The 24,469-nt window shown below is 57.7% G+C and carries 25 protein-coding genes; 4 read left to right on the plus strand and 21 right to left on the minus strand.

Translation table 11 applies throughout. From position 1 onward, the window contains the following. The first annotated feature begins 56 nt into the window (after nt 1-56). The gene (gene hmpA / locus ACKLKD_RS18055) at nt 57-1,247 is read left to right on the plus strand and encodes an NO-inducible flavohemoprotein (protein ID WP_008803780.1); all 1,191 of its coding nucleotides are present in this window, start codon (nt 57-59) and stop codon (nt 1,245-1,247) included. 74 nt (nt 1,248-1,321) lie between these two features. Here the strand turns inward: hmpA and glnB are convergent, their stop codons facing one another. The 5 genes from glnB to purL form a co-directional block, all read right to left on the minus strand. Beyond that, on the minus strand, nt 1,322-1,660 hold the full coding sequence (gene glnB / locus ACKLKD_RS18060) for a nitrogen regulatory protein P-II (protein WP_002914032.1): 339 nt from the start codon (nt 1,658-1,660) through the stop codon (nt 1,322-1,324). Between the two features lie 65 nt (nt 1,661-1,725). After that, nucleotides 1,726-3,063 carry a two-component system response regulator GlrR gene (glrR, locus tag ACKLKD_RS18065; protein ID WP_025711674.1) on the minus strand — a complete coding sequence of 446 codons (1,338 nt, stop codon included), beginning with the start codon at nt 3,061-3,063 and terminating at the stop codon, nt 1,726-1,728. Further along, a complete protein-coding gene (qseG, locus tag ACKLKD_RS18070) occupies nt 3,050-3,736 on the minus strand; it encodes a two-component system QseEF-associated lipoprotein QseG (RefSeq protein WP_025711673.1) in 687 nt (228 codons plus the stop codon). The genes glrR and qseG overlap by 14 nt, the downstream gene beginning before the upstream one ends. Nucleotides 3,737-3,753: 17 nt before the next feature. Beyond that, nucleotides 3,754-5,190 (minus strand): sensor histidine kinase, encoded by a 1,437-nt coding sequence (locus ACKLKD_RS18075; protein ID WP_025711672.1) that lies wholly within the window; start codon nt 5,188-5,190, stop codon nt 3,754-3,756. A gap of 590 nt (nt 5,191-5,780) precedes the next feature. Next, nucleotides 5,781-9,668 (minus strand): phosphoribosylformylglycinamidine synthase, encoded by a 3,888-nt coding sequence (gene purL / locus ACKLKD_RS18080; RefSeq protein ID WP_025711671.1) that lies wholly within the window; start codon nt 9,666-9,668, stop codon nt 5,781-5,783. A 175-nt stretch (nt 9,669-9,843) separates the two neighbouring features. Between purL and mltF the strand changes: the two genes are divergently transcribed. Further along, nucleotides 9,844-11,460, plus strand: coding sequence for a membrane-bound lytic murein transglycosylase MltF (gene mltF / locus ACKLKD_RS18085; protein ID WP_080896819.1), 1,617 nt, complete (start codon nt 9,844-9,846; stop codon nt 11,458-11,460). Here mltF and tadA read toward each other — a convergent pair. Both tadA and yfhb read right to left on the minus strand, forming a co-directional pair. After that, complete coding sequence (gene tadA / locus ACKLKD_RS18090) at nt 11,457-11,966, minus strand: tRNA adenosine(34) deaminase TadA (protein WP_025711668.1); 510 nt, start codon at nt 11,964-11,966, stop codon at nt 11,457-11,459. The genes mltF and tadA overlap by 4 nt on opposite strands. 62 nt (nt 11,967-12,028) lie before the next feature. Beyond that, nucleotides 12,029-12,664, minus strand: coding sequence for a phosphatidylglycerophosphatase C (gene yfhb / locus ACKLKD_RS18095; protein WP_025711667.1), 636 nt, complete (start codon nt 12,662-12,664; stop codon nt 12,029-12,031). Nucleotides 12,665-12,874: 210 nt separating this feature from the next. Between yfhb and ACKLKD_RS18100 the strand changes: the two genes are divergently transcribed. Next, on the plus strand, nt 12,875-13,723 hold the full coding sequence (locus tag ACKLKD_RS18100) for a MurR/RpiR family transcriptional regulator (RefSeq protein WP_080896818.1): 849 nt from the start codon (nt 12,875-12,877) through the stop codon (nt 13,721-13,723). Nucleotides 13,724-13,776: 53 nt separating this feature from the next. Here ACKLKD_RS18100 and nadS read toward each other — a convergent pair whose 3' ends face one another. Both nadS and ACKLKD_RS18110 read right to left on the minus strand, forming a co-directional pair. Next, nucleotides 13,777-14,073, minus strand: coding sequence for a NadS family protein (nadS, locus tag ACKLKD_RS18105; RefSeq protein ID WP_080896817.1), 297 nt, complete (start codon nt 14,071-14,073; stop codon nt 13,777-13,779). 66 nt (nt 14,074-14,139) lie between these two features. Further along, nucleotides 14,140-14,457, minus strand: a complete 318-nt coding sequence (locus tag ACKLKD_RS18110) for a toxin HigB-2 (RefSeq protein ID WP_080896816.1) — start codon at nt 14,455-14,457, stop codon at nt 14,140-14,142. A gap of 203 nt (nt 14,458-14,660) precedes the next feature. Here ACKLKD_RS18110 and ACKLKD_RS18115 point away from each other — a divergent pair, with 203 nt between their 5' ends. Continuing rightward, nucleotides 14,661-14,921 (plus strand): YfhL family 4Fe-4S dicluster ferredoxin, encoded by a 261-nt coding sequence (locus ACKLKD_RS18115; RefSeq protein WP_025711663.1) that lies wholly within the window; start codon nt 14,661-14,663, stop codon nt 14,919-14,921. A gap of 12 nt (nt 14,922-14,933) precedes the next feature. Here the strand turns inward: ACKLKD_RS18115 and acpS are convergent, their stop codons facing one another. From acpS to rseD, 12 genes are all read right to left on the minus strand, one after another. Further along, a complete protein-coding gene (acpS, locus tag ACKLKD_RS18120) occupies nt 14,934-15,314 on the minus strand; it encodes a holo-ACP synthase (protein ID WP_025711662.1) in 381 nt (126 codons plus the stop codon). Then, entirely contained in the window at nt 15,314-16,045 is a 732-nt protein-coding gene (gene pdxJ, locus ACKLKD_RS18125) for a pyridoxine 5'-phosphate synthase (RefSeq protein ID WP_025711661.1), read from the minus strand. Before pdxJ ends, acpS begins: the two co-directional genes overlap by 1 nt. A gap of 11 nt (nt 16,046-16,056) precedes the next feature. Next, complete coding sequence (gene recO / locus ACKLKD_RS18130; RefSeq protein WP_002914062.1) at nt 16,057-16,794, minus strand: DNA repair protein RecO; 738 nt, start codon at nt 16,792-16,794, stop codon at nt 16,057-16,059. A gap of 11 nt (nt 16,795-16,805) precedes the next feature. Then, nucleotides 16,806-17,711 (minus strand): GTPase Era, encoded by a 906-nt coding sequence (gene era, locus ACKLKD_RS18135; protein ID WP_025711659.1) that lies wholly within the window; start codon nt 17,709-17,711, stop codon nt 16,806-16,808. After that, entirely contained in the window at nt 17,708-18,388 is a 681-nt protein-coding gene (rnc, locus tag ACKLKD_RS18140) for a ribonuclease III (RefSeq protein WP_002914065.1), read from the minus strand. Before rnc ends, era begins: the two co-directional genes overlap by 4 nt. A gap of 249 nt (nt 18,389-18,637) precedes the next feature. Beyond that, nucleotides 18,638-19,612, minus strand: a complete 975-nt coding sequence (gene lepB, locus ACKLKD_RS18145) for a signal peptidase I (RefSeq protein ID WP_025711658.1) — start codon at nt 19,610-19,612, stop codon at nt 18,638-18,640. Between the two features lie 15 nt (nt 19,613-19,627). Further along, nucleotides 19,628-21,427, minus strand: a complete 1,800-nt coding sequence (lepA, locus tag ACKLKD_RS18150; protein ID WP_025711657.1) for a translation elongation factor 4 — start codon at nt 21,425-21,427, stop codon at nt 19,628-19,630. Between the two features lie 185 nt (nt 21,428-21,612). Further along, the gene (rseC, locus tag ACKLKD_RS18155) at nt 21,613-22,092 is read right to left on the minus strand and encodes a SoxR-reducing system protein RseC (RefSeq protein WP_025711656.1); all 480 of its coding nucleotides are present in this window, start codon (nt 22,090-22,092) and stop codon (nt 21,613-21,615) included. Further along, on the minus strand, nt 22,089-23,045 hold the full coding sequence (gene rseB, locus ACKLKD_RS18160; RefSeq protein ID WP_004201821.1) for a sigma-E factor regulatory protein RseB: 957 nt from the start codon (nt 23,043-23,045) through the stop codon (nt 22,089-22,091). The genes rseC and rseB overlap by 4 nt, the downstream gene beginning before the upstream one ends. Beyond that, on the minus strand, nt 23,045-23,695 hold the full coding sequence (gene rseA / locus ACKLKD_RS18165) for an anti-sigma-E factor RseA (RefSeq protein WP_025711655.1): 651 nt from the start codon (nt 23,693-23,695) through the stop codon (nt 23,045-23,047). The genes rseB and rseA overlap by 1 nt, the downstream gene beginning before the upstream one ends. 32 nt (nt 23,696-23,727) lie before the next feature. Continuing rightward, the gene (rpoE, locus tag ACKLKD_RS18170) at nt 23,728-24,303 is read right to left on the minus strand and encodes an RNA polymerase sigma factor RpoE (protein WP_002914074.1); all 576 of its coding nucleotides are present in this window, start codon (nt 24,301-24,303) and stop codon (nt 23,728-23,730) included. Beyond that, on the minus strand, nt 24,300-24,395 hold the full coding sequence (gene rseD / locus ACKLKD_RS18175; protein ID WP_121980491.1) for a rpoE leader peptide RseD: 96 nt from the start codon (nt 24,393-24,395) through the stop codon (nt 24,300-24,302). The genes rpoE and rseD overlap by 4 nt, the downstream gene beginning before the upstream one ends. Nucleotides 24,396-24,469: the final 74 nt, after the last annotated feature.

Here is a 24,469-nt window from a genome sequence, read left to right on the forward strand (position 1 = left end):
TTTCTTTAAGATGCATTTAAAATGCATCAATAAGATAACACACAAGGAAGCACGCTATGCTCGACGCTCAAACCATCGCCACGGTCAAAGCCACCATCCCTCTGCTGGTAGAGACCGGTCCGAAGCTCACCGCCCATTTTTACGATCGCATGTTTGCGCATAATCCGGAGCTCAAAGAGATCTTCAACATGAGCAACCAGCGCAACGGCGATCAGCGTGAAGCGTTGTTCAACGCGATTGCCGCCTACGCCAGCAATATCGATAACCTGCCCGCCCTGCTGCCGGCGGTGGAAAAAATCGCCCAGAAACACACCAGCTTCCAGATCAAACCGGAGCAGTACAACATCGTTGGCAGCCATCTGCTGGCGACCCTCGATGAAATGTTCAGCCCGGGCCAGGAAGTGCTCGATGCCTGGGGCAAAGCCTACGGCGTACTGGCGAACGTTTTTATCGGCCGTGAAGCCGAGATCTATCAGCAAAACGCCAGTAAAACCGGCGGCTGGGAAGGAACCCGCGCGTTCCGCATCGTGAAGAAAACGCCGCGCAGCCAGCTTATCACCAGCTTTGAGCTGGAGCCGGTGGACGGCCAGCCGGTTGCTGATTACCAGCCTGGCCAGTACCTGGCCATCTGGCTGAAACCGGAAGGCTTCGAATATCAGGAAATCCGCCAGTACTCCCTGACCCGCAAAGCGGACGGCAAAGGCTACCGCATCGCGGTAAAACGTGAGGACGGCGGTCAGGTTTCCAGCTGGCTGCATAACCATGCCAGCGAAGGCGATGTGGTCTATTTAGCCGCCCCGGCGGGTGACTTCTTCCTTAACGTTGAGCCACAGACGCCGGTCACCCTGCTCTCCGGGGGCGTCGGGCAAACGCCGATGCTGGCGATGCTGGATGCGCTGGCGAAGAGCGGTCATCAGGGTCAGGTGAACTGGTTCCATGCGGCGGAAAATGGCGACGTTCACGCCTTTGCCGATGAAGTGAGTGCGCTTGGCGCGGCGCTGCCGGCGTTTACCTCGCACGTGTGGTATCGCAACCCGAGCGAAGCCGACCGTCAGACTGGACGTTTTGATAGCGAAGGTTTGATGGATTTAGCGGCAGTGGCGGACAATATTCGCGCCCCGCAGATGCAGTTCTATCTCTGCGGCCCGGTAGCGTTTATGCAGTTTGCAGCGAAGCAGCTGGTAGAATTAGGGGTTAATAAAGACAACATTCATTACGAATGTTTCGGCCCGCATAAGGTCCTGTAAGCCCCGACGACGCGGGGATTTGTAGGCCGGGTAAGCGCAGCGCCACCCGGCAATACTGCAGCGAGCGGCGAGAGTTAAATCGCCGCGTCGTCTTCTTCACCAGTACGGATACGAATGACCCGTGCGACGTCAAAGACAAAGATCTTGCCGTCGCCAATCTTGCCGGTCTGCGCCGTACGGATGATGGTATCCACACAGGTATCGACGATATCGTCGGTCACCACGATTTCAATTTTCACTTTTGGCAGAAAATCCACCATATACTCCGCACCGCGGTACAGTTCGGTATGCCCTTTCTGGCGGCCAAAGCCCTTCACTTCCGTTACCGTCATCCCGGTGATGCCGACTTCGGCCAGCGCTTCACGCACGTCATCCAGTTTGAAAGGTTTAATAATCGCATCAATCTTTTTCATGGTGTTCCTGTCTTAGTCGCGTAACCGGTTGCTTACCGTATCATAACTTGCGCTATAGTGCGGAGCTACTCTTTAAAGTCGTTGGCGTCGAGCTCATGGCGCGACAGCAGCTTATAGAATTCAGTGCGGTTGCGTCCAGCCATCCGCGCGGCATGGGTGACGTTGCCCTTGGTAATTTGCAACAGCTTACGCAGATAGTTCAGCTCAAACTGATTGCGCGCCTCCACGAAGGTCGGCAGCGCGGTGTTCTCGCCCTCCAGCGCCTGCTCCACCAGCGCATCGCCGATTACTGGTGAAGAGGTCAGAGCCACACACTGCTCAATTACGTTCACCAGCTGACGCACGTTGCCCGGCCATTTAGCGGCCATCAGCCGCTTCATCGCATCACTGGAAAACGCCCGGACAAACGGCTTATGGCGATCGGCGGACTGGCGTAGCAGATGGTTGGCCAGTAGCGGAATATCTTCCGTACGCTCGGAAAGCGGCGGGATCTTCAGATTCACCACGTTGAGGCGATAGAACAGATCTTCGCGGAACTCGCCGCGGGCCATCGCCTTCGGCAGGTCGCGGTGGGTGGCGGAGATGATCCGCACATTGATCTCGATATCGCGATTGCTGCCCAGCGGACGCACCTTACGCTCCTGCAGGACGCGCAGCAGCTTCACCTGCAGCGCAACCGGCATATCGCCGATCTCGTCGAGAAAAAGCGTCCCGCCCTCGGCGGCCTGAAATAACCCTTCGCGGTTGCTGACCGCGCCGGTAAAGGCGCCCCGCGCATGGCCAAACAGCTCAGACTCGAGCAGCTGTTCCGGCAGCGCGCCGCAGTTGATCGCCACGAACGGCTTGTCATGACGCGGGCTGGCGTTGTGGATCGCCTGGGCGACGATCTCCTTCCCGGTCCCGCTCTGGCCATTAATCAGCACGCTGACGTCCGACTGCGCCACCATTCCGGCCTGCTCAAGCAGGCGCAGCATCAGCGGACTGCGGGTCACAATCGCCTGGCGCCAGGCTTCGTCGGTGGCCGGCGAGCGCTGCTCCAGCGCCTCATCAATGGCTTTATACAAGGCATCTTTATCGACCGGCTTGGTCAAAAAGCTGAACACCCCCTGCTGGGTGGCTGCCACCGCGTCAGGGATCGAGCCATGGGCGGTGAGAATGATCACCGGCATGCCGGGCTGTCCCTTCTGGATCTCACTGAACAGTTGCAGGCCGTCCATTTCATCCATCCGCAGATCGCTAATCACCAGGTCCACTTTCTCTCGCCCCAGCACGCGCAGCGCTTCCGGCCCGCTCTCGGCGGTGACCACGCTATAGCCTTCGCTGACCAGGCGCATACCCAGCAGCTTCAGCAGCCCGGGATCGTCATCCACCAGCAGTAAACGCGCCGGTTTACGGATCGTCATGGATCACCTCCGGCACTTTTTCGCTGCCGAAATTGCCGCCCGGCTTGCGGCTGGAGAGCTGGCGTTCGATATCCGTCAGGTTCTCCAGCTTACGGGTGGTCAGCTCCAGCTGTTCGCGCAGCGCCTGCTCCTGCTGGCGCAGTGTTTCCAGTTCGCTATCGCTGGACTGCTGAAGCTTCGCGTAGCGTGCGCGTTCCTCCACCAGCTGCAGCTGACGGGTCTGCCCGTCACGCCAGAGCTGATAGAGCGGGCGGACCTGTACGGCAATTTGCGGGCTAAAGGCGTCGAGACGTGCCACCAGCTCGCGGCGCTCGTCAGGGGTAATTTTGGCATCAGCAAGCAGGATGCCGCGCCGGAACGCGTCCTGCCAGCTGTCGTCAGTATGACGTTTCGCCTCCGCCCGCGCCTGCACCGGCGCCAGACGATCGGCACAGTCAATTCCCCGTAGCCAGTAAAGGGGATTTTTATCGCTGGCATCGCTGCTGTAAGCCCAGATATCGGCGCAGTCGACGGCGAGAAAATCGGCCACCTGATGCTGCGCCAGCCCGGGGGCGGCGTTACCTTCCGCGGTATGCGGTGAGAAGCCGGCGGAACACCCCGCCAGCGTCAGACAAGCAATGCCTGAGAGCAACCATCCGTTGAGCGAACGGCGCCAGGCCAGGAATTGGGACATAGTTCCCCGATATCGATTCATAGATTGGATTTTTCCGGTGCTGCTGCGGGGAGCGTAATGCGAAAACAGACCTGCCCGGCGGGTGCGTCAACCAGACTGAGATCCCCTTGCATCTGCCGGACGCAGTCACGGGCAATACTCAAACCCAGACCACTGCCCTTAACGGCCCCTTTACGCTGGTGACTTCCCTGATAAAAAGGCTCAAAAATCATATTTTTTTCCGCGGCCGGGATCGGTTCGCCGCTGTTGGCGACATCAATACGCACCTGCTCTCCGTGCCGGTAGCTATGGATACGGATGTTACCGGATTCAGCACCATAGTGCACCGCATTGGAGTAGAGATTATCCATCACGCTGATCAACAACGCAGGCTCTGCCAGACAGTGTCGCGCCTGCAGTGTCAGCTCGGTATGCATCAGTTTAGCCCGCGCGGGCAGACTGTGCGCCGCCACAACGTTTTCCACCAGCTCGACCAGATCCACCGCTTCGCGAGCCACCGGGCCGTCAGCCTGTTTGCGATTGTAGTCCAGTAACTGTTCAATCAGCTTTTGCAGATTACGGCTACTGTTGTCGAGGATCTCGACGATTTCCTGCTGCTCAGAGGTCAGTGGCCCGGCGACCCGGTCAGCCAGCAGCTCAGTGCCTTCACGCATACTGGCCAGCGGGGTTTTCAGCTCATGCGACAGATGGCGAAGAAACTGATGCCGCTGCGACTCCAGCCACGCCAGGCGCTCGCTGAGCCAGATGATGCGCTTGCCCACCGAGCGCAGTTCGCGCGGGCCGGTAAACAATGCTGCATCGTCCAGCGACTTCCCTGCCCCCAGCTGATTGATCATTCTTTCGATGCCTTTCACCGGGCCGATAATCATGCGGGTGAAGAGCAGCACCAGCGCCAGGCTCAGCAGAAACAGTACCAGCGCCTGCCAGCCAAAAAACTGGCCGCGTTCGGCTATCTCCTGCTGCAGCTGCTGGCCGCGGGAATAGACGACCGCACGGGTCGCCTGCACCATATCGCTATTATTGCTGGCGAACGTTTCGAGCCTGGCGGCTGCCTGGGCGTCAGGGCCGCTGTTTTTACACTGCAGCTGCGCCAGATCGCTAACGTCCTGACGCAGCGCCTGCCAGAGCTTTTCATCAGGCAGTACACCGGCGTGCGCGTCCAGCATCTGGCTGTAGCGCTGTCGCTGATTCTGATACACCCGCGCCAGCGTCGGATCGTCCAGCACGCAGTACTGGCGATAGCTGCGCTCCATCTCCAGCGCGGCATTGATCATCGCCTCGCTGCGTCGGGCATCAACCAGCGTGGTGCGGTTGATATGCGCCGCCTGGGCGCTAAGGGCATTCAGGCTCTGCCAGGCCTGCCACGCCAGCACCAGCAGCGGCAGCAGGATCAGCACAAAGGAGAGCGTCACCAGCTGACGCAGCGAACGGGGAAACAGGGAGAGTCGCTTCAAGGATCTTGTCTCAATCATTAGCTCTGGTCGATGCTAACCGAGGAGCGCGCCGGAGAAAAGCGCTACCGCTGGCCACTGCACCGCAGAAACAACAAAGCCAGGCGCAAGGCCTGGCTTTGTTCAGGAATGAGGCGGTGCCTTACTCGACGTTTCGCCCGATGTCTGATAAAGCCAGGCTATTATCAGGAGTTGGACGGCAGGCACCTGTTTGTGCGTCATTCGAAGTTTATGTAGCGCGTCCCGAAGGGGCTGACATAAGAAGGTGAATGAGCCACTGGTTAATATTATGCATGAACTATGCCATCTTTCAAAACATTTTATTAACACATTGATATATATGACTTTCAACCACAAAAACAGTCGCGTAATCACTGTTCATTTTATATTCAAACTGTCGCCATTTAGCGACACCAAATAAGCCACCGATTACTCATCATTTAAATCAATGACTTAAATGTCGCCTATTGACGACACTGCAATATCGCCGTTGTCGGTAATTCCCGACACCCTGGCGTGCCGGCCATCACAGATAAAAAAGCCCCCTGCCTGAGCAGGGGGCCGATACGGTCGCGTGGTACGCCGTGGGAAAATTACCCCAGCTGTTTACGCGCGTTACGGAAGATACGCATCCACGGGCTGTCCTCGCCCCAGTTCTCCGGGTGCCAGGAGTTGCTTACGGTGCGGAAGACGCGTTCCGGGTGCGGCATCATGATGGTCGCGCGCCCGCTTTCGCTGGTCACCGCGGTGATACCGTTCGGGGAACCGTTCGGGTTCGCCGGATAGGTTTCGGTCACTTTGCCGAAGTTATCTACGAAGCGCAGCGCCACCAGACCTTTGCTCTCCAGCTGGGCAAGATGCGCGCTGTCGCGCACTTCCACCTGACCTTCGCCGTGGGAGACCGCAATCGGCATCCGCGAGCCAACCATGCCTTCCAGCAGCAGGGACGGGCTTTGCGTCACTTCCACCAGGCTAAAGCGCGCTTCGAAGCGGTCAGACTGGTTACGCACAAAGCGCGGCCACAGGTCGCTGCCCGGGATCAGCTCGCGCAGGTTGGACATCATCTGACAGCCGTTACACACGCCGAGCGCCAGGGTCTGCGGACGATGGAAGAACGTCGCGAACTCATCGCGCACGCGCTCGTTGAACAGAATCGACTTCGCCCAGCCTTCACCCGCGCCCAGCACGTCGCCATAGGAGAAGCCGCCGCAGGCCACCAGGGCATGGAAATCACCCAGACCGGTCCGGCCCGCCAGCAGGTCGCTCATATGCACGTCGATAGCGTCAAAACCAGCACGATGGAAGGCTGCCGCCATTTCAACGTGGGAGTTCACCCCCTGCTCGCGCAGAACGGCTACTTTCGGGCGCGCGCCGGTGGCAATGTACGGTGCGGCAACGTCGTCATTAATATCAAAGGAGAGCTTCACATTGAGGCCCGGGTCGGCGTCATTGGCTTTCGCTTCGTGCTCCTGATCGGCGCAGGCCGGGTTGTCACGCAGACGCTGCATCTGCCAGGTGGTTTCCGCCCACCACATGCGCAGCGTGGTGCGGCTCTCGCTGAACACCGTCTGACCGTTGGCGGTCAGCACGAAGCGATCGCCCTCGACGGCTTTGCCGAGGTAATGCACGCAGTCCGCCAGGCCGTTAGCCGCCAGAATGGCCTCCACCGCCTCACGGTCTGCGGCGCGCACCTGGATCACCGCCCCCAGCTCTTCATTGAACAGCGCCGCCAGACGGTCATCACCCAGGGCGGCGATATCCGCTTCCAGGCCACAGTGGCCGGTAAAGGCCATTTCCGCCAGAGTTACCAGCAGGCCGCCGTCGGAGCGGTCGTGGTAGGCCAGCAGTTTCCGCTGCGCCACCAGGGCCTGCATCGCATCCCAGAAGCCTTTCAGTTGGGCAACATCGCGCACGTCAGCCGGCTTGTCGCCGAGCTGGCGATAGACCTGCGCCAGCGCCGTCGCGCCCAGCGCGTTGTGGCCTTTACCGAGGTCGATCAGCAGCAGGGCGTTATCTTCCGTCGAAAGCTGCGGCGTGACGGTATGACGAACATCTTCGACACGGGCGAAGGCGGAAATCACCAGCGACAGCGGGGAGGTCATCTCACGCTGCTCGCTGCCTTCCTGCCAGCGGGTTTTCATCGACATCGAGTCTTTGCCGACCGGAATGGTCAGGCCCAGCGCCGGACACAGCTCTTCGCCCACCGCTTTCACCGCCTCATACAGGCCAGCGTCTTCACCCGGGTGACCTGCGGCGGCCATCCAGTTAGCCGACAGCTTCACGCGGTTCAGCTCGCCAATCTGCGTAGCGGCGATATTGGTCAACGCTTCGCCGACCGCCAGACGGCCAGAGGCCGCGAAGTCCAGCAGGGCGACCGGGGCGCGCTCGCCCATCGCCATCGCTTCACCGTAGTAGCTGTCGAGGCTGGCGGTGGTCACCGCGCAGTTGGCCACCGGGATCTGCCACGGGCCAACCATCTGGTCGCGGGCGACCATACCGGTCACGGTGCGGTCGCCGATGGTCACGAGGAAGGTTTTCTCGGCCACCGTCGGCAGGTGCAGAACACGGTTTACCGCATCGGCAAGGGTAATTGGTTGGCGATCCAGCGCGCTCCCCTGGGCTTTCAGGGTCTGCACGTCGCGGGTCATTTTCGGCGTTTTGCCGAGCAGGACGTCCAGCGGCAGGTCGATCGGCTGATCGTTAAAGTGGCTGTCGCTCAGGCTCAGATGTTGCTCCGCGGTGGCTTCGCCGATAACGGCATAAGGCGCGCGCTCGCGGCGGCACAGCTCGTCGAACAGCGGCAGCTGTTCCGGGGCGACCGCCAGAACATAACGTTCCTGCGATTCGTTACACCAGATCTCCAGCGGGCTCATGCCAGGCTCATCGCTCAGGATATCGCGCAGCTGGAATTTACCGCCGCGGCCGCCATCGCTCACCAGCTCCGGCATGGCGTTGGAGAGACCGCCGGCGCCAACGTCGTGGATAAAGAGGATCGGGTTGGCGTCGCCCAGCTGCCAGCAGCGGTCGATCACTTCCTGACAGCGACGCTCCATTTCCGGGTTGTCACGCTGTACGGAGGCGAAATCGAGGTCGGCATCAGACTGGCCGGAGGCCATAGAAGACGCCGCGCCGCCGCCGAGGCCGATGTTCATCGCCGGGCCACCCAGCACGATCAGCTTCGCGCCGACGGTGATTTCACCCTTCTGCACATGCTCGCCGCGGATGTTGCCAATACCGCCGGCCAGCATGATCGGTTTGTGGTAGCCGCGCAGCTCTTCGCCATTATGGCTGGTAACTTTCTCTTCATAGGTGCGGAAGTAGCCGTTCAGCGCCGGACGACCAAATTCGTTGTTAAACGCCGCGCCGCCCAGCGGGCCTTCGGTCATGATGTCCAGGGCGGTGACGATGCGATCCGGTTTACCGAAATCCTCTTCCCACGGCTGCTCGAAGCCCGGAATACGCAGGTTGGAAACCGAGAAGCCCACCAGGCCCGCTTTCGGCTTCGCGCCGCGGCCGGTGGCGCCTTCATCGCGAATTTCACCGCCGGAGCCGGTTGCCGCGCCCGGCCATGGAGAGATGGCCGTCGGGTGGTTATGGGTTTCCACCTTCATCAGAATGTGCGCCGGCTCCTGATGGAAGTCGTAGCGTCCGGTCTGGTGGTCGGCGAAGTAACGTCCGACTTCAGACCCTTCCATCACCGCGGCATTGTCTTTATAGGCCGACAGGACGTAATCCGGCGTTTTTTCAAAGGTGTTTTTGATCATTTTGAACAGCGACTTCGGCTGCTGTTCGCCGTCGATGATCCAGTCGGCGTTGAAAATCTTATGGCGGCAATGCTCTGAGTTCGCCTGGGCGAACATATACAGCTCGATATCGTTCGGATTGCGGCCCAGACGGGTAAACGCGTCCTGCAGATAGTCAATTTCGTCGTCGGCCAGCGCCAGCCCCAGACGGAGGTTGGCGTCAATCAGCGCCTGACGCCCTTCGCCAAGCAGGTCAACGCTGGTGACCGGCGTCGGCTGATGGTGGGCAAACAGCTTCTCACCCGCTTCCAGGGCGTCGAAGACGCTCTCCATCATGCGGTCATGCAGCTCCGCGGCCACGGCCGCCCACTGCGCTTCGGTCAGGGTCGAGGCTTCAACGTAATACGCCACGCCGCGCTCCAGGCGCACGACCTGCGACAGACCGCAGTTATGGGCAATATCGGTAGCTTTAGAAGACCAGGGAGAGATGGTACCAGGGCGAGGGGTCACGAGCAGTAATTTACCGGTCGGGGTATGGCTGTTTAAGCTCGGGCCATACTTAAGCAGTCGCGCCAGGCGCTCGCGATCGTCAGCACTCAGCGGGGCGTTCAGATCGGCAAAATGAATATACTCGGCATATATGGCGCTTACCGGAAGGTTGGCCGCCTGAAATCGTGCCAGCAGTTTATTAATACGGAATGCCGACAGTGCAGGTGAACCACGCAAAATTTCCATCATAAGTCTCTCGTCTTCGAAGCTTTCAGGGTGAGCCAGGGGGGGAAACGGGCGTCATTATAGTGAATCCTGCGCCCCGACGAAACCGTTTGCGTAGAAATAAAATGATTCATCAGCTTTATCAATAAATGTGACGTCCATCGCGAATAAGTTGCCAACTGGCGCATTCTTAAGCAGAATGCCGCTCATTCAACGACAACCTTGCGTTTTTTCCGGACATCGCCTGCTGAGGAACCTGAAGCTGCAGAAGATTAACGCTCTGAAAAAATTAAAGATTAATTATCTGCTGATCGGCATTGTCACCCTTTTGCTGGCGGCGGCCCTGTGGCCGTCGATCCCCTGGTCCAGTAAACCCGAAAACCGGGTGGCAGGCATTATCGCTCGCGGCGAGCTACGCATCAGCACCATTAACTCGCCGATGACCTTCACCACCATGAACAATAAAACGTTCGGTCTGGATTATGAACTGGCGAAACAGTTTGCTGACTACCTGGGCGTAACGCTTAAGGTAACCGTCCGGCAGAACATCAGCCAGCTGTTTGACGACCTCGACGATGGTCAGGCCGATATGCTGGCCGCCGGTCTGGTCTATAACCAGGAGCGGGTGAAAAACTACCAGGCCGGGCCTACCTACTACTCCGTTTCGCAACAGCTGGTCTATCGCGTCGGCAATACCCGGCCGCGCACGCTCGCTGCGCTTAGCGCCGAGCAGCTTGCCATTGCCCCGGGCCATGTGGCGATCAACGATCTGCAGGCTTTGCAAGCGGAGAAATACCCGGATCTTGCCTGGCGCGTGGATGAGAAGCGCGGCACCACGGCTCTGATGCAGGCGGTGATTGACGGTAAACTTGATTACACCGTCGCCGATTCGGTGGCCGTCAGCCTGTTTCAGCGCGTCCATCCGGAGCTGGCGGTGGCGCTGGATATCACCGACGAACAGCCGGTCACCTGGTTTAGCGCTCGTGGCGAGGATAATTCGCTGTCGGCGGCGATGCTTGATTTCTTCAATAACATTAATGAAGACGGGACGCTGGCCCGCCTGGAAGAGAAATACCTCGGCCACGGCAACGACTTCGATTATGTCGACACCCGCACCTTCCTGCGCGCGGTGGAAAATATTCTCCCCGAGGTGCAACCGCTGTTTGAAAAGTACGCTCGCGAGATTGACTGGCGCCTGCTGGCCGCGATTGCCTGGCAGGAGTCCCACTGGGATCCACAGGCCACCTCCCCCACCGGGGTGCGCGGCATGATGATGCTGACACGCAATACCGCACAAAGCCTGGGGCTGACAGACCGCACCGATGCGGCGCAGAGTATCGACGGTGGCATGCGCTACCTGCAGGATATGATGGATAAAGTCCCGGATTCGATCCCGAAAGACGAACGCATCTGGTTTGCGCTGGCCGCTTACAATATGGGCTATGCCCATATGCTGGACGCCATGGCGCTCACCCGCAAACAGAAAGGCAACCCTAACAGCTGGGCGGACGTTAAGCTGCGTTTACCGTTGCTGAGCCAGAAGCCTTATTACAGCAAACTTAAATACGGCTATGCCCGCGGCCATGAGGCCTACGCCTACGTGGAAAACATCCGCAAATATCAGATTAGCCTTGTCGGCTATTTGTCAGAGAAGGAGCGCCAGCAGCAGCAAACGCTGGCCCTGGCGGAGGATTATCCGGCCGTGCTCCCGCATGAGCTTGAACAACCGCAGGAAACGACCCTGCCCTTTTTCAAGTTTCGCGCCGATAAACAGCTGGATAATGCCCGGTTAAAGCTCCCCGGCCATCCGTACTAATTCTCTCCTTGCTGCTCCCGGGCCTTCTTCAGCGCCTTCTTCTCTGCCCGTCGCCAGCGGAAAAAGTCGCTCAACATTGAAGCGCAGGACTCAGCCAGCACGCCTTCGCTAATCTCAACCCGATGATTCATTCCCGGGTGGTGCAGAATATCTATCAGCGACCCGGCGGCGCCGGTCTTCGCATCCCTGGCGCCAAAGACCAGGCGGGCGATACGGCTGTGCACCATCGCCCCAGCGCACATGACGCAGGGCTCCAGCGTCACGTACAGCGTGGCGTCGATCAGGCGGTAGTTTTGCAACACCAGGCCGCCCTGGCGGAGGGCCATAATCTCCGCGTGCGCGGTGGGGTCGTGACGGCCTATCGGCCGGTTCCAGCCCTCGCCAATAACCTGGTTGTTATGCACCAGCACCGCGCCCACCGGCACCTCGCCCTCTTCCCAGGCGCGCTTCGCCAGCGTCAGGGCATGACGCATCCAGTATTCATCATTGAGTTCGAGGTCAGACACAGCGGCCACTCCAGCAGAAAAAGCGGGGCGCATTATACATGGGCGCTATCAATTACACACTATTACTCCAGCTGCTGGAGTTCTCCCTGAGGGGTGACACGCCAGCGGTGCTGGCAAAAGCCGAGCAAGGGGTTGTCCTGCTCGCTATCGCTATAGCCGCTGTACAGCCGCAGCGGGGCGCCAATCTTTTTCTCCAGCTGCACCACCTTTTCATGCCCCAGACAGCGCAGGGTTAATACCCAGCCGCCCCAGCGGCGCGCGGTGCGACTGGCAATCAGATTGACCCGCGGCAACCAGAGGGTATCGCGATAGACCTGCTCCACCAGCGACTGCGGCGAGCCGGTGATCAACCACACATCGGCATCGGTGCTGGTCAGGTAGGCCGTGAGCCGCGCATGAACCACCGGAAACGCCGTCACATGATGACGAAACCAGCCGACAAATTCCGCTTCCAGCCGCTTCAGTACCGCCTCGCGACGGCCAAAGGTTGACGCCCACAGCAGGAGGCTCATCGGCCAGCGCGCCGCCCGCCCACACACCGCCAGCCCGGCAAGGATCGCCGGCCCCATCGCCACCACCAGCAACAGGTTCAGCGGCAGTCGGCGCAGCAAATAGCGCAGGAAGCTGCCGAACATATCCTGTTGATGCAAGGTTCCATCCAGATCAAAAAACACCACTCTCCGTTCACTGCGCTGCAAACTGCCTCCTCATCTCAGGACTCGCTTCTCGTTATCTAAGCTTAACAGTCTTGCGCCGCAAAGCGGGAAAACATCCCTGCCGTTGAGGAAGAATGACAGTAGCAGGCTAAGGAAAAATTGTGGCCTGAGAATTTTTAATTCGTGGTATACCCCTTATAATCGAATAAAAATTCTGTCAGTCACGAGCCGGACGGCTCCAGCGGAGCTCCAATGAACTGTTTAACGCGCATTCGTCAGCGCTATCCCACCCTGGCGGCGAGCGACAAAAAGTTGGCCGATTATATTCTGGGTCAACCCGATGAGACCCGGCACCTCAGCTCACAGCAGCTGGCGGCGCAAGCCGGTGTGAGTCAGTCCAGCGTGGTTAAATTTGCCCAGAAGCTGGGATTCAAAGGCTTTCCGGCGCTGAAGCTGGCCCTCAGTGAAGCGCTGGCCAGCAGTCCGGATCCCCAGTCCGTCCCGGTACATAACCATATTCGCGGTGATGATCCGCTGCGTCTGGTGGGCGAAAAACTGATTAAGGACAATGTCGCCGCCATGCATGCCTCGCTGGACGTCAACACTGAAGAAACGCTGCGGGAAGCCGTCACGCTGCTGCGCAACGCCCGCCGGGTGATCGTCACCGGGATTGGCGCCTCCGGTCTGGTAGCGCGTAACTTTAGCTGGAAACTGATGAAGATCGGCGTCAACGCTGTCTCGGAGCAGGATATGCACGCGCTGCTGGCGACGGTGCAGGCCCTGTCCAGCGACGATCTGCTGCTGGCTATCTCTTACTCCGGCGAGCGCCGGGAGATCAATATGGCGGCAGGTGAAGCGCTGCGCGTAGGCTGCAAGATCCTGGCGATCACCGGGTTTAGCCCGAACGCCCTGCAGCAGCAGGCGACCCACTGCCTGTATACCATCGCCGAAGAGCAGGCGACGCGCAGCGCGGCCATCTCCTCCACCAGCGCGCAAATGATGCTGACCGACCTGCTGTTTATGGGGCTGGTGCAGCAGGATCTGGAGCGAGCGCCGGAGCGCATTCGCCATAGCGAAGCGCTGGTGAAAAAGCTGGTCTGAACAGCAAATGGGCGTCAGAAAATACTGCCACGCCCATTATGAGTATCAAAAATCTAAATTGCTTTAAGCTGATTGATAATAAAAGGATTGAGCTGTAATAAAAGCAGCAATTTTCTCGGGGCGCCGGTTGGCTCGCGCCGTTTAGTTTCCCAGCTTTTAACTAAGTCATAGCTAACGCCTACGGCGAGAGCAAAATCCTGCTGTTTTAAGCCGGTAGCCTCGCGAATCGCTTTCACATCAATCGGGCTATAAGTGTGAACATGCTGTGGCTCAGGGGTTTGCTCACCTTTTTCAATTCTCACCATTTCTTCTGCACTGGCCAGCAGATCGGCAAATAATTCGTCTTTCATCTGTACCTCATCGCCCTCGTGGACACCACTGACACCGTGGTCCCGTGGAGTGATAGAAACTCAGCGTTATTCCAGCATATCGGATAACTGTTTCAGCATCTTCTTTTGTTCTTCCGTTAAATCATCCAGCTCATTTTTGGGATAGACCAATGCCAGATAAATTCGCCCTTTACGCGTCACATTGTAATAAATAATTCTCACCCCGCCACGCTTGCCCATCCCCGGTCGGCTCCAGCGAATTTTTCGAAATTCCCCAGTCCCTGCAATGGTATCGCCAGCCTCAGGATCCTCAATCAACATCTCCTGAAAAACGCGAAACTCGTCATCCGGTAGAAGCGCCTGACGCCGTTTACTGAAACCCTGCAGCTCAATAAAAGTGTACATACCGCATCCTGCGTATGATGATTATAAAACCATCATAAGTGTACCGGGTACAACAATCAAGCTGATAAATGTACCCGGTACATCTTTAGTGCAGCGGGATTGTTCAGTATGAGCCATAGCGAAGCGCTGGTGAAAAAGCTGGTCTGAGCAGCAAATGGGCGTATAATGCCCGCCCTGTTTGTGTTGTTTCTGAGACTTTCCTGATGGCGCTGTTAATTACCAAAAAATGCATCAATTGCGATATGTGCGAACCGGAATGCCCGAATGAGGCCATTTCGATGGGTGACAGCATTTATGAAATTAACAGCGACCGCTGCACTGAGTGCGTGGGGCATTACGACACGCCAACCTGCCAGAAAGTGTGCCCGATCCCAAATACGATCCTGAAAGATCCGGCACACATCGAGAGTGAAGAACAGCTGTGGGATAAATTTGTGCTGCTGCACCACGCGGATAAAATTTAACAACCGCCCTGCTTAACTTTCGACGATCACCGTGGCGCAGGCGTAATGTCGCTCGTCGGCGAGCGTGACATGAATGTGACTCACCCCCAGCCGATCCGCCAGCCGTTGCGCCTCACCCCATAACCGCAGCTTCGGCTTGCCCAGCTCATCGTTGTAAACCTCGAACTGATTAAAGGCCAGTCCGTTACGGATCCCGGTTCCCAGCGCTTTCGCCGCCGCTTCCTTGACCGCAAAGCGTTTCGCCAGGAAACGCACCGGCTGCTGATGCTGCGCCCAGATGCTCCATTCATGGTCGCTCAGCACCCGGCGGGCAAGGCGATCGCCGCTACGGGCGATCACCGCTTCGATGCGGGCGATCTCGACGATGTCGGTCCCCAGCCCGAGGATAGCCATTAGCCGCGCGCTTCCAGCATCAGACGTTTCATTTCCGCGACTGCCTCTTTCAGGCCGCTCATCACCGCCCGACCGATAATCGCGTGGCCGATATTCAGCTCATGCATTTCCGGCAGCGCAGCAATCGCTTTCACGTTGTGGTAGGTCAGACCATGGCCAGCATTCACTTTCAGGCCAAGGCTGGCGGCATAGGTGGCCGCTTTGGCAATACGTTCCAGCTCCTTCGCCTGCTCGGCGTCAGTTTTGGCATCGGCGTAGCAGCCGGTGTGAATTTCGATATAGGGCGCGCCAACGTCCGCCGCCGCTTTGATCTGCGCTTCATCCGCATCAATAAACAGAGAGACCAGGATGCCGGCATCTGCCAGGCGTTTACAGGCGTCGCGCATTTTATCGCGCTGCCCCGCTACATCCAGTCCGCCTTCGGTAGTGACTTCCTGACGCTTCTCCGGCACCAGGCAACAGAAGTGCGGTTTGGTTTCGCAGGCGATCGCCAGCATCTCTTCGGTGACTGCCATTTCAAGATTCATGCGGGTGTGCAGGGTCTGGCGCAGGATACGTACATCGCGATCGGTAATATGGCGACGGTCTTCGCGCAGATGCACGGTAATGCCGTCGGCGCCGGCCTGTTCAGCAATGAAAGCCGCCTGCACCGGATCCGGATAAGCGGTACCGCGCGCGTTACGTAAGGTCGCGATATGGTCAATATTGACCCCTAACAGTAATTCAGCCATGACAATCCTCGTTAATCATTATTCGTATTATCCGCTCGCGCCTTTCGCGCGGGCATAAACTGGCGAAACAATTCCCGGCTCTTGAGTGGTTTGCCGCCGAGATAGGGCTTCAGGGCGATACGGGTAAAGCGCTTTGCGGCGCGCAGCGTATCAACATCAGGAAACTCACGACTCGCCAACGCTTTCAAATGGTGCCCGGTAAACGTGTTGTTATCAATCACCAGGCTGGCAATAAAGCCCTTTTCTTCGCGATAGCGGTAGGTCATGGTGTCGTCCACCGGCTCACCGCTCCCCGCGCAGTGGAGAAAATCCACGCCATAGCCCAGGTGCCCGAGCAGCGCCAGCTCAAAACGTCGCAGCGCGGGTTCAGGCGAGCCGCTGGCCCCGGCGAGCGCCTGAATGCAGTGCAGGTAGTCGAAAAAGAGTTCGGAGAAGCGTGTTTCGTGCTCCAGCACGCGGGAGATAAGCTCGTTAACGTAGAGACCGCTGTAGAGGGTGATACCGCTGAGCGGTAGCGCCAGCGAGACCGCTTCTGCGCTGCGCAGGGTTTTGACTTCGCCGCGGCCGCCGAAGCGAACCAGTAAGGGGGTGAAGGGCTGTAAAGCGCCCTTGAGATTAGAGCGTTTGGAGCGTGCGCCTTTGGCAACCAGGCGCACGCGACCCGATTCTTCCGTGAAGACGTCCAGCATCAGGCTGGTTTCGCTCCACGGTCGGCTATGCAGGACAAAGGCGCGCTGCCATCCATCCACGTTGCGTTAACTCAGAGGTCGTCAACGTAACCGAGACTGCGCAGCGCGCGCTCGTCATCGGCCCAGCCGGATTTCACTTTAACCCACAGCTCGAGGTGCACCGGCGCTTCAAACATCTCCTGCATGTCCTTACGCGCTTCGATGCCGATGGTTTTGATTTTGGCGCCTTTGTTGCCAATCACCATCTTCTTCTGCCCTTCGCGCTCGACGAGGATCAGACCGTTGATATCGTAGCCACCGCGCTCATTGGTCACGAAACGTTCAATTTCCACGGTGACGGAGTACGGCAACTCTGCGCCGAGGAAACGCATCAGTTTTTCACGGATGATTTCAGAGGCCATAAAGCGCTGAGAACGATCGGTAATATAATCTTCCGGGAAGTGATGGATCGCTTCCGGCAGATGCTTACGCACGATCGCCGCGATGGTGTCGACGTTAGTCCCGGTTTCTGCCGAGATCGGCACGATATCGAGGAAATTCATCTGGCTGGCGAGGAACTGCAGGTGCGGCAGCAGGTCCGCTTTTTCCTGCACGTTATCCACCTTGTTGACCGCGAGGATCACCGGCGCTTTCGCTTCACGCAGCTTGTTCAGCACCATTTCATCGTCCTGCGTCCAGCGAGTGCCTTCCACCACGAAGATGACCAGTTCAACATCGCCAATCGAGCTGCTGGCCGCTTTGTTCATCAGGCGGTTAATCGCACGCTTCTCTTCCATATGCAGGCCCGGGGTATCGACGTAAATCGCCTGATACGGCCCTTCAGTATGGATGCCGACGATGCGGTGACGGGTAGTCTGCGCTTTACGGGAGGTGATCGAGATCTTCTGCCCAAGCAGCTTGTTCAACAGCGTGGATTTGCCAACGTTTGGGCGACCCACGATGGCAACAAACCCACAATAACTTTTTTCTTCGCTCATTCCAGCTCCAGCTTTTTCAGCGCCTGTTCGGCGGCAGCCTGCTCCGCCTTGCGACGGCTGGAACCTGTGCCAACCACCGGTTCACTCAGGCCACTGACCTGGCAGTGGATAGTAAATTCCTGATCGTGCGCTTCGCCGCGCACCTGGACCACCAGGTAGGACGGCAACGGCAGATGACGTCCCTGCAGATACTCCTGCAGACGCGTCTTCGGATCCTTTTGCTTATCGCCCGGACTGATTTCGTCCAGACGAGTCTGGTACCAGGAGAGGATTAAGCGTTCAACGTTCTGAATATCGCTGTCGAGGAAAACCCCGCCAATTAACGCTTCAACGGTGTCCGCGAGAATTGATTCGCGACGGAAACCGCCGCTTTTCAGTTCACCCGGCCCGAGGCGCAGACATTCGCCCAGCTCAAACTCGCGGGCGATCTCTGCCAGCGTGTTGCCACGCACCAGCGTCGCGCGCATACGGCTCATATCGCCTTCGTCCACGCGAGGAAAGCGATGATACAGCGCATTCGCGATCACGAAACTTAAAATGGAGTCACCTAAAAATTCCAGGCGCTCATTATGTTTGCTGCTGGCACTGCGGTGAGTTAATGCCTGTTGCAACAGCTCCTGATGATGAAAAGTGTAGCCCAGCTTTCGTTGAAGCCGATTAATTACGATGGGGTTCATGCGTTACCAATAAATGAATGCGTCAAAGATGCAGCACACGAAACCGACCTGAGCATACGCTTCAAACAGTAAGTTGAAACAGACCAATACGCTTTCGTGTGCAGTGTCACCCGGCAGAGCGACAACCAAAAACTTCGGGGGGATATTCTATACGCAACGACACGGGATGTCGTTAGTTTGAATGGATTTAAATACTAAATAATTCACGCCGCTGCGATAATAGCAGCGACGTGAATTCAGCAGAGAAAATTAATGAATTCCACCAATGCGCGATAACCGCACGCCGGTCGGCCATTCGCCTTCCTGCTTTTCAAAACTCATCCAGATTGCGGTCGCTTTGCCGACCAGGTTGGCTTCCGGCACAAAGCCCCAGTAACGGCTGTCGGCGCTGTTATCCCGGTTGTCGCCCATCATAAAGTACTGACCGGGCGGCACAATCCAGGTGGCCAGCGGCAGACCAGACTGATGGTAGTACATTCCGACCTGATCCTGGGCAATCGGCACCATCAAAATACGGTGCGTGACGTCGCCCAGCGTCTCCTGACGCTCGGTCAGACGAATCCCGTCGGCTTTGGTTTCGCCTTTCGGCAGCTGCCAGAAACCGCTGGTCGCTTCCCCGCCGTTGCTACGGGAGAAGGTCTGAACGAAATCGCTCGGCTCCACGTTGGAATAGGTCACCGGCAGCGCGTTGCCACAGGCCTGTCCGGAACTGCATCCCGGCTGAATAGTGACCTGCTTGGCTACCGGATCGTAGGTGACCTTATCACCCGGTAACCCCACCGCGCGCTTGATGTAGTCGAGACGCGGATCTTCCGGATATTTGAAGACCACGATATCGCCGCGCTTAGGATGGCCGGTCTCGATCAGCGTTTTCTGGTAGATAGGATCTTTAATGCCGTAGGCAAATTTCTCTACCAGAATAAAATCGCCGATGAGCAGCGTTGGCATCATCGAACCTGACGGGATCTGGAACGGCTCATAAATAAATGAACGCACCACCAGAACGATCGCCAGCACCGGGAAAACCGATGCGCCGGTTTCCAGCCAGCCCGGTTTCGGGCCGACTTTCTTCAGCGTCTTCTTGTCCAGTTGCTCGCCGGTCGCTGCCTGAGCAGCGGCCTGACGCTCACGACGTTTCGGTGCAAAAATGAACTTGTCCAGGCACCATAAAACGCCCGTCACCAGGGTCGCAATCACCAGGATCAGGGCAAACATGTTCGCCATGCCAACTCCTTAGGGTTATTTGCCGTCTTTACCAACGTGCAGAATGGCGAGGAACGCTTCCTGCGGCAGCTCAACGTTACCGACCTGCTTCATACGCTTCTTACCTTCTTTCTGCTTCTGCAGCAGCTTTTTCTTACGACTGACGTCGCCGCCGTAGCATTTCGCCAGGACGTTTTTACGCAGCTGTTTCACGGTAGAGCGCGCGATGATGTGGTTGCCGATGGCCGCCTGAATCGCAATGTCGAACTGCTGACGCGGAATCAAATCTTTCATCTTTTCCACCAGCTCGCGGCCGCGATACGGCGCGTTATCGTTGTGGGTGATCAGCGCCAGCGCATCGACGCGCTCGCCGTTGATCAGCACGTCGACACGTACCATGTTCGACGCCTGGAAGCGTTTGAAGTTGTAGTCCAGCGACGCATAGCCGCGGGAGGTAGACTTCAGACGGTCGAAGAAGTCGAGGACCACTTCCGCCATCGGGATTTCGTAAGTCAGCGCCACTTGTTTACCGTGGTAAACCATGTTGGTCTGCACGCCACGCTTCTCGACACACAGGGTGATCACGTTACCGAGGAACTCCTGCGGCAGCAGCATGTGACACTCGGCGATTGGCTCGCGCAGCTCCTGAATATTATTCAGCGGCGGCAGCTTGGACGGGCTGTCGACGTAGATAACTTCTTTGGAGGTGGTCTCCACTTCGTAGACTACCGTTGGCGCGGTGGTGATCAGGTCGAGATCGTATTCACGCTCCAGACGTTCCTGAATGATCTCCATGTGCAGCAGGCCAAGGAAGCCGCAGCGGAAGCCGAAGCCCAGCGCGGTAGAGCTTTCCGGCTCGTAGAACAGAGAGGCATCGTTGAGGCTCAGTTTGCCCAGCGCGTCGCGGAAGGCTTCATAATCATCGGAGCTCACCGGGAACAGGCCGGCATAAACCTGCGGTTTCACCTTCTTAAAGCCAGGCAGCGCTTTGTCTGCCGGGTTGCGGGCGGCGGTCAGGGTATCGCCCACCGGCGCGCCGAGGATGTCTTTGATCGCGCAAACCAGCCAGCCCACCTCGCCGCATTTCAGCTCGGTACGGTCAACCTGTTTCGGGGTGAAGATGCCCAAACGGTCGGCGTTATAGACCTGACCGGTGCTCATCACCTTAATTTTGTCGCCCTTGCGCATGGTGCCGTTTTTAATCCGCACCAGCGACACCACGCCGAGGTAGTTATCGAACCAGGAGTCGATAATCAGCGCCTGCAGCGGCGCGTCCGGATCGCCTTCCGGCGGCGGAATATCGCGTACCAGGCGTTCCAGCACGTCCGGCACGCCAACGCCGGTTTTCGCCGAGCAGCGCACCGCGTCGTGAGCGTCAATCCCGACGATATCTTCAATTTCGTCCGCTACGCGCTCCGGGTCGGCCGCAGGCAGGTCGATCTTGTTAAGTACCGGAACCACTTCCAGGTCCATCTCCATGGCGGTGTAGCAGTTGGCCAGGGTCTGGGCTTCTACACCCTGCCCGGCGTCTACCACCAGCAGCGCGCCTTCGCACGCGGCAAGAGAACGGGAAACTTCATAGGAGAAGTCCACGTGACCCGGGGTGTCGATAAAGTTCAGCTGGTAGGTCTCACCGTCGCTGGCTTTATAGTCCAGGGTGACGCTCTGCGCCTTGATGGTGATCCCGCGTTCGCGCTCAAGATCCATGGAGTCCAGAACCTGGGCTTCCATTTCGCGATCAGAAAGGCCACCGCAAATCTGGATGATACGGTCAGACAGCGTCGACTTACCGTGGTCGATGTGAGCGATGATCGAAAAGTTACGTATATTCTTCATATTTAGAGTTAATTATGCCTTACGAGTATCATGAGGCCGCTGTACTGTGCCTGACGTTTTTTAATCCGAAAACGCCGCATTCTACACTACATCCGTGAAACCAGGAAATGCTGTTAGATCCAGCATAACGGCAGAAATTGTGGCGTTGTAACAGGAAGAGTAAATAAAGATGAGGGACAGTGAAATCACTGCCCCATTTCAGAGGAAGGCGTATCAACACGCAGCAGATCCGGCGGCAGCGCGACGCTCAAAATTACCGGCTGCCAGGACTGACGCGCTGCCAGCTGCGGCGACAGACCACGCGCTATCAGAAAACCGCCGACGCCGCCCAACAGCGCGCCGCACAGCGAGGCGATATCGCTGGCAAACAGCACCTGAAAAATCGACGCCATCACAAACAGCCCCGCCAGCGGCGCCATGTAGACCAGCAGCGCTGAGCCCAGCAGGCTGCTTTCAGCGATCCCCAGTTCCACTTTTTGCCCCGCGGCCAACGGCTGTTCGCAGGGCACGCTAATGGTATGGCTGGTCTGCGGCCCCAGCTTGTTTAATACCCGGCTGCCGCAGCCGGCGCGGGAGGCGCAGCTGCTACAGGAGGCTTTAACGTCGCAGTGCACCTGCGCCACGCCGTTATGCCAGGAAACCACGGTGGCCCACTCTTTGATCATTGTACAGCCTTGAATTTAATGCTATCTGAGATACGCTTCGCCGTCTGCGGCGGCAGTTCGCCTACTACAGTGATTTCCGCGTTATCGCGTACCGTCGTGCTGACGGTGCGTCGGCCAGTGCGCAACAGCTGGTCGCTGCTGGCCGCCGTGGCGCGGTTGATATTAATCGAGAAGCTGAACAAACCGTCGGAATAGAGACGTGATTCTACCGGACCGTCAAAGGTGGGAAGACGGCGCTGGCTACTGGAAACCTCCGTCATGCCCTGCGGAAGCCACGTCGGCGCCCAGTTGAAGTTGGCTTTGTCGCCTCCTTCAGGCACCGACAGCTGCGGCGGCAGATTCGCTTTTGCCAGCGTCTCCATGCTGGCGCTTACATTATCGCCAACGTTGAAGGAGACCACCCGGAACTGCTCCAGCGTTTCGCCATCGCGGTCGAGCAAATCGACGCGCAGCGGCAGCTTAGTTTCAGCGTCCAGCCAGGCGATAAAGCTATAGCGCGTGCCGTCGCGGGCCACGACGCGAATGACGTCGCACAGGCGATCAGCAATACGGGTACGGCCCACAGAAATAAAATCATACGCTGCGGAAAGACGTTTGAAATCGCTGTAAACCAATGACGGCAGCGAATCGACGATATAGTCGCCGTTCAGCGTGAATGGATCGAGACCGGGTTCAAAATAGCTGATTTCTGTACCGCGCAGAACCACTTCCCGGCGCGGACCGTCCAGCTGCAGCAGCTGCGCCAGCGGCTGGTTGTTCAGCCGCGCATGACGATAACGCAGCGACTCAACGCCTTGTTTGCTGATGCTGACGAAAGACAGCTCATAATTGAGTGACTGGCTGGCCAGGTTCATCTGCTGCAACAACGCCCCGGACGATGTATCAGCCGAGGCGTTGACAGAGAACAACAGGCTGCCTGCCATGAGTGACATAGCACACCAAAGTTGCTTCATTACTGCGATTGCGTTCCTAAAGTTTGATAGCCCGGCACCTGGACTGCAGCCTGCTGAGTCTGGGCCTGGCCAAACTGCAGCTGCTCAGCGTGCAGGCGACGCTGCAGTTCATAATCCTGCAACATGGCGTTAATCCGGCGGCGCTGCTCCTGCACCTGCGCCTGCTGGCCGCTACCTGCTGATGCGTCAGCCGGTACGCCAAGGCTAACCGGGCTCGCTTTACCCATCATCGGCAGCGTATTAAACACCGGCGCCTCTGGCTGCTGGGTCGCATCAGACTGTCCATTATAGTGCTGGACGCCGACGATTACCGCAAGCGATACGCAGGCGGCTACGCCCATCTGAGTCAGTGAACTGGCCCACGGACGCACCTTGTTCCAGAACGGCATTTGCCGCCACTGGTTTGGTGCGGGCTGAGATTCAGGAATAAGCGGCGCCGTCTGACGAACGGGCTCATTTTCAATGGCGGCCATCACCCGGGCGGAGATATCAAACTGCAGCACCTCTGCGGTATCGCCACGCAGCGTATCGCGAATAAGGTGGTAACTCTCCCAGGTTTTTTGCATCTCAGAAGAACGACTCAGCTCGTTGAGCAGTTCGTTATCCAGCGTTTCACCATCCATTAAAGCCGAAAGTTTTTCTTTCTGCATGCCTGATACCCTTTTCCAGTATTCCGCTATCGTCAACGCCTGATAAGCGGTTGAACTTTATTATCAATAGCTTCTCGCGCCCGGAAGATACGCGAACGCACCGTCCCAACCGGACAATCCATGATAGCGGCTATCTCTTCATAGCTCAGGCCATCCAGCTCCCGTAACGTAATTGCCATGCGTAAATCTTCCGGGAGCGATTCAATGGTACGAAAAACTATTTGTCTCAGTTCTTCTGACAACATTAAGTTCTCAGGGTTCGAAATTTCTTTCAACGCCCCACCGCTTTCGAAGTTTTCCGCCTCGTTGGCGTCAACATCGCTGGACGGCGGACGGCGTCCCTGAGCAACCAGATAATTCTTCGCCGTGTTGACGGCGATACGGTATAACCAGGTGTAAAAAGCGCTATCTCCCCGGAAAGAGTCCAGCGCACGCCATGCCTTAACGAACGATTCCTGAACAACGTCAGCGATATCGCCCGGCGGTACATAGCGGGAAACCAGGCTCGCGACCTTATGCTGATAGCGCACCACCAGCAAATTAAACGCTTTCTGATCTCCTTTCTGGACCCGTTCAACAAGGACCTGATCCGTTAACTGCTCGCTCATCCGAGGTAATGTCTCCCCAAACCCAATTCCCATGCGTCTTCAAAACACCACCCAAAATCTGCATTATGAGCAAGCTGACTGTTGGAGTGCATGAAAACAATAAAGTTCCGTTACGCTTTTGTTTTTTGTCTGGCAACGGCGGCAGATCGTTATCAATCATTATATG

Origin of the sequence: Klebsiella sp. 10982 (assembly GCF_048589245.1) — a bacterium.
Taxonomy (GTDB): Bacteria; Pseudomonadota; Gammaproteobacteria; order Enterobacterales; family Enterobacteriaceae; genus Klebsiella; species Klebsiella quasivariicola.